General features: G+C 52.4%; 5 protein-coding genes. All 5 read right to left on the bottom strand.

The features are described from left to right. The coding region (locus ACETWG_11015; GenBank protein MFB0517115.1) for a vitamin B12 dependent-methionine synthase activation domain-containing protein at positions 1 to 603 on the bottom strand (603 nt) is incomplete at its 3' end. A 32-nt stretch (positions 604 to 635) separates the two neighbouring features. Continuing rightward, a complete protein-coding gene (locus ACETWG_11010; GenBank protein MFB0517114.1) occupies positions 636 to 2,123 on the bottom strand; it encodes a trimethylamine methyltransferase family protein in 1,488 nt (495 codons plus the stop codon). A 29-nt stretch (positions 2,124 to 2,152) separates the two neighbouring features. Further along, the gene (locus ACETWG_11005) at positions 2,153 to 2,662 is read right to left on the bottom strand and encodes a nitroreductase family protein (GenBank protein ID MFB0517113.1); all 510 of its coding nucleotides are present in this window, start codon (positions 2,660 to 2,662) and stop codon (positions 2,153 to 2,155) included. A gap of 339 nt (positions 2,663 to 3,001) precedes the next feature. After that, positions 3,002 to 4,024: a zinc-binding dehydrogenase gene (locus tag ACETWG_11000; GenBank protein ID MFB0517112.1), complete on the bottom strand. Its 1,023-nt coding sequence runs from the start codon at positions 4,022 to 4,024 to the stop codon at positions 3,002 to 3,004. A gap of 102 nt (positions 4,025 to 4,126) precedes the next feature. Continuing rightward, positions 4,127 to 5,578: an L-fucose/L-arabinose isomerase family protein gene (locus ACETWG_10995; GenBank protein MFB0517111.1), complete on the bottom strand. Its 1,452-nt coding sequence runs from the start codon at positions 5,576 to 5,578 to the stop codon at positions 4,127 to 4,129. Between the last annotated feature and the right edge of the window lie 22 nt (positions 5,579 to 5,600).

The raw sequence follows: 5,600 nt of genomic DNA, 5'->3' as shown, positions 1-5,600 counted from the left end.
TTTAAAGATATGAATTTCTTTTTTACCTGCGATTAAGACGCCGGTGACAGATTTCAAAGGACTCATTAAAAAGCTGTTGTTAAGTGAAATGCCGATCTTTTCCGGACGTAGAAACTGGAAGAGTTTTTTCTGTCCGCTGATATGCCAGCCGCAGTAGCCGGGGCTATAGCTCAGAACGCGGCAATCATTCGTGACAAGAGCCCTATGTGAGAGGTCTGCGAAATAGGCGGCTTCACATACTTCAACTGCCAGGTCGGCGGCCAGGGAGGCCACCGTATCAAGCATCGAACCGAGGGCAAATTGACTGTCGCTAAAAAGCCCCTCAATGGTTGTGCTGACTTTAGCACCCAGCGTAAGAGCGAACAGTGCCAGATGATCCGCGCGCGGAAAAATCTGCGCAATAGGGTTCTCGGCTTCGTTTTTCCCCTCACCCCTGAAGATCGACTCGAATTCACCCCTGGATAGTTCCGCCAGCATGCCGGCAGGTTCAGCTGTGGTGGAAAACGATTCCATGGCCTGGCCCATAAGCGTCTGAATGCTTCGCGGAATGGTGGCGCCCCTGGGGATGCCCTGGTTGTGGAGCACCGCTTCCTCTGCGGGCATAATGTCATCCAGGTTGATTGGCACCATCCGACTCACGGCAACCTCTCCGGTAGATGATCCTGTCCATAGCGGCGGGCCTCTTTCTCCATGAGCTGGATCAGTTCATTTTTGACTGCCGCAGGCAAGCCGGACGGCTTGTATTGTTTCAGCAACGCTTGCACTACACTATGGGCCCGCTCTTTCAGGGTTAATGCCCCCTCCTCTTCCCATCTTGCGCGGTTGGCACGATCGATCACCGGCCCCGGGAAAAGGAATTCCTCATCGCGATAGCGCAGGCTGTGATCCGAGATCAGCAGATGCTGCTCCTTGAGCAGCTCCTGAAAGATCGGCAGGGAGGGAAAATCATCTTTGGGTTCTATGCCCTCAATCAGTCGGAAGGTCATGCCACATATTTCATTATCAACTATCAGCTTTTCGAGGCTATGGCAGCTCTCGAAGTCAAGCATTCCCGGTCCTGAAATGTTGTTGATCCCCGATAAAGCCGCCAGGGTTGCACCTACGCCGCTCTCTATTCCCGCCTGGGTATCAAGTTGTTTAGCATCGCTCAACGATATGTAGGCCTGGGTTGGCAGTCCCAGGTATTTCCCGATCTCATTATAGGCACAATCGATCATCATGGTTTCCACAGCCCCCATGGGAGTGGTCTCATAGCGGATATCAAAGATGGCTGGAGAGCCCCCATATAGAATTGGAGTGCCGGGATTGGCGAGCTGACTGATTACAATTCCACTCAGGGTCTCAGCCGTGTGCTGCACAAGCGTGCCGGTCAGTGTTACGGGCGCAATGAATCCCGAAAGGGGCATGGCTACCAATTCCACGGGTATGGAGTATTGCGCACAATCAACCACATTCTGGGAGGTGATATCACTCCACTTCAGGGGTGAAGTCGGGCAGCAGGAGAAAATGGTGAGCGGCTTTCCCTTGAGTCCCTCTTCCGACCCGCGTATCGCCACCTGAAAGTCTTTCATCACTTCAAAGGATTGAACCGTAAAGGCCCCGGTCACAACCGGCTTCTCACCGTACAGAAAACTCAGGAACAGTCGATAACTGTCGGAGATCTTTTCGTGGACGTCAGTCGGAATGAGGGCGGTACTCTGGGATGCTATGTGCTCGAGCTGGCTGGTGACCTTCACATAATTCACATAGTCCTGCGTCGAAGGTTTCCGGATACGATTGGTATGGTAATCAAGGATATGCAAAGCAGCGGAGCCCGGTGTGAAGTATACATTATAACCGGAGAAATCGTGGGTCTCAGCACCCTTAACATTATAGAGTTTAAACGAATCCGGTGCTGTCTTCAGGGCCTTCTCAATTATACCACTCGTGAAAGTCACGTGGTTTCGCTTGAGATCAATCTTGGCACCATGATCCGATAATAATGATAAAATACCTTCATTGTGGATCTCAATTCCAAGAGTACAAAGAATGTGGGTCGCTTCGGAAACAATCCTTTCGATAAGGCTATCATCCAGAAACTTGATGATTGGTCTCATCTTTAAGTCTCCCTGCCAGGCTGGCACCGATTTCTTCGCAATGATAAGATAGGGACCTACCACATGTCGGCATGCACCCGGCTGGCGTCAAACTGGGTACGGGGACTTTTCTGCTCAGCCGGGTAGCCGATCGCAACTACGGCCAGGACTTCCATATTCTCAGGGATACCGAAGAGTTTTTTCATATTCCCTTTCCGCTCCACCCTGGGATGCACGCCCAGCCAGACGGTGCCCAGTCCCAGGGCGGTGCCCGCCAGTAAGATATTCTGGGTAGCGGCGGAGCAGTCCTGGGGCCAGTAGTTTTTTGAGATGGCTGGATCACCGCAGACGACGATAGCCAGGGTCGCTTCGTAACACATCTTCGCATAGGGGTGGAGCTTGGCTATCTGATCCAGGGTCTGCCGGTTCTTCACGACAATAAAATGCCAGGGTTTGGCGTTGTTGGCTGACGGCGCTGCCATGGCGGCCTGCAAAATCAAATCAACCTTCTCATCCTCAACCGGATTGGAATAAAACTTACGGATACTTCTGCGTGCGAATATCCATTGTAATGGTTTATCAGCCATTATCTCCTCCTCGATTTTAGAGGAACCACGTTGTTTTCTGGCAATGACCTGTCTGAGCCAATTCAAAGCATACCCGAAATAAAAAGACTGCAAATTCATTTATCCGGTGATAGAAGTTAAAAACTCCATTTCGAATAAGATATATCCCAGCCATATAGCGGATTAGAATGAGTGGCCTCATACTGTCGAGTAGCGTGGTAAGAGTACAAAAGGGGGGAAATATTGAAATTTTAGATATGCTTCTTTCAGATCATGATTCAGCGACCGAGATCATTTAATAAACAACCGAACCAGCGAAAAGATAAAATAGGCTAATTATGAAGGACCTGTTCGAATAAATCAAATCGGCGGGGCAAGTTCGATGACTACCTTCAAGCCTTCCCGCCGCCGGGCTACGGCAAAAGCCTTGGCATAATCCTCCAGCTGGAAGCGATGGGTCACCAGGGAGCGCACGTCAACGAGACCCTGCTCGACCAGGCCGATTGCGCGGGGGTAGGCATGCTTCATGCGTCGAGACAATTTGATCGTCAGGCCTTTGCGCCGCGCAGTCGAAGCCTGGAAGCTGGTTATATCGGAGCCCGGTATGCCGACCAGCACTACCGAGCCGCCGGCACGGGTACTGGCGACCGCGGTCTCGACGGCGGCATTCTCACCGGCGACTTCAAAAGCCACGTCCACGCCTTCACCGGCGCTGGTGGCCCAAACTTCCGCTCGCTCGGCGCCATCCGGGGATGCAAGCACCGTAGTTGCACCCAGTTCACGGGCTACTTCCAACCTATGGGGCAATATATCCGTGCTGATGACCTGAGAAGCACCCATGAGCCGCGCGATGCGTACGATCAGTAAGCCAATGGGTCCACAACCGAAAACACCCACTTTCATGCCCATTTTGAGGGACCCGAGATCCACCGCATGCAGAGCCACCCCCAATGGCTCCAGTAACGCGCCATCAGTCGCAGTAAGTTTCTCAGGCAGGGGATGGAGGCACCTTTTCGGCCAGGCCATTTGCTCTCGAAACGCCCCATCCTCCACGCCATACCCGGCGAACCGTATCTGCCAGCAGAGATTCGGGTGGCCTTCCTGACAGGATCGGCATTGACCGCAAGGTATAGCCGGATCCACGGCAACCAGAACCGGCTGCCCTTCCCTGTCATTAACGACTCCTGAGAACTCATGCCCCAGAACCATCGGTTTCTCAAGTTGGGTTTCACCAACGCCGCCATGCTCAACCCAATGCAGATCCGAGCCGCAGATACCGACAGTATGAATAAGGACCACGGCTTCATCCGGGCCCGCTACTGGATCAGGCTCGGTATGCAGGCGCAAGTCTCCTTTGCCGTGCAATCGGAGCACTCTCATCATAAGACCTACTTACTTAGTGCCATCGGAGGCGCGCTCTCGTTAGCGACAGACCGCACCGCGTTTTTTGATGTCGGTCGCATGGCGTTGCTGCCCGCCTGCCTGTTACTCATGGTAATAGACATCCCATCCAAGATAATTCCGAAAGGCTTCAGCAATTGAATCGGCTGATTGGGAGAGATTAATCGCGACGTGATGTTCAAAGCCACCGCTGCAAATATGCCTCAGTAGTGACTGCAGATTGGGAATATGCGCCACGCCGAAACCACCGAAAGTGTCCAAAGGATCGTCGGTCAGTTGCCCCTGTCCCACGTAGGCAGCTATCTTCCCGGCAAAATCATTCGTCGACACCCGGCAAAAAGTGAAGGGACCCGGTTTTATCCTGCCGACGATCGTACCGAAGGTATTTTCTTTGCCTACGTCTCCGGCAATTATTTCCTGGTAATCCATGACGGGAAGATCTTTGGCGGAACAGTGGCGGCAGCTTGACAGGGTAGCTTCATCCAGGAATACGCTTTTCGGCAGGTTCGAACAGTGGAAAATGACACATTTGTCGGGGTCCTCACCATAATTGTTGTTCCAATCCACTATCGCGCTGGGTTTGCCGGAAGCTAGTACCAGGGCATACATGCCGATAACCCCGCCGATATCCGTTTCACAAGCGCTGGGCATCAGGCCTTCACTCATCATGCTCATAAGCCCACAGGGCACAATACCGTAATATTCCTCCATGGAAGTCCAGCATTGAATCGCACTGGCGACTAATTCCTTTTCATGCATCCAATCATCGACAACAATCCCCAGCTTGGCCATTTTCTCGATCGCAGGTAGAGGCACCCCCTTGGTAGAGACATAAGCCTGAATTGCTTCCACATTCAACTTCACGACGGGATTATTACTTTGCAGTCGTTCAGCAGCTCCAAAGACTTCCGACAGGTCTATTGTTTCGACACTGATTCCTGCACGTTCGAACAGTTTTTCGCTAAACCGGACCGTATTGAAGGCTGCCGGGCGGGCACCGATGATGCCGATGCGGGCGTTCTTCAGCCCCTTGACGATCCGACATACCTGTACGAAACGGCCTAGATCTTCGCGGAAACCGGCGCTTTCGGGATCAACCGTATGCCGGGTCGTCAAGCTATATTTGATTCCATACTGATCGAGATTGTTGGCTGCGGATATTTTGCCACAAAAGGAATCCCGGCGGTCGGAAATGCTCATCTTGCCGATATCATCGGGGAAGGCATGCAGAAGTACCGGCACATCAAGACTGGCCCAGCGTAGAGTATTGGCGATGGCCCGTTCATCACCAAAGTTGGGCAGGGTCACCAGTACGCCGTCGATCTGTTCCCGATGTCCCTCAAATAATTCGGCGCATTTGTGGGCATCTTCGAGGGATTCTACACTCCCATTATTCGTATCCTCGAGCGAGAGTGCCACCGCATTGATATCCGCATCCTTCAGCAGCTTCAGGATGGTTTCGCGGCCTGTCTTGCATAAATGATCCGGGAAGAAACCACGATTCCCAACAATTACACCCAGAGTGGCTGTTCCCATGGCGCTATTCCTATCTTTTTTG

Source organism: Candidatus Neomarinimicrobiota bacterium, assembly GCA_041862535.1.
Lineage (GTDB): Bacteria > Fidelibacterota > Marinisomatia > SCGC-AAA003-L08 > TS1B11.
This window is presented reverse-complemented; position numbering and strand designations above follow the sequence as displayed.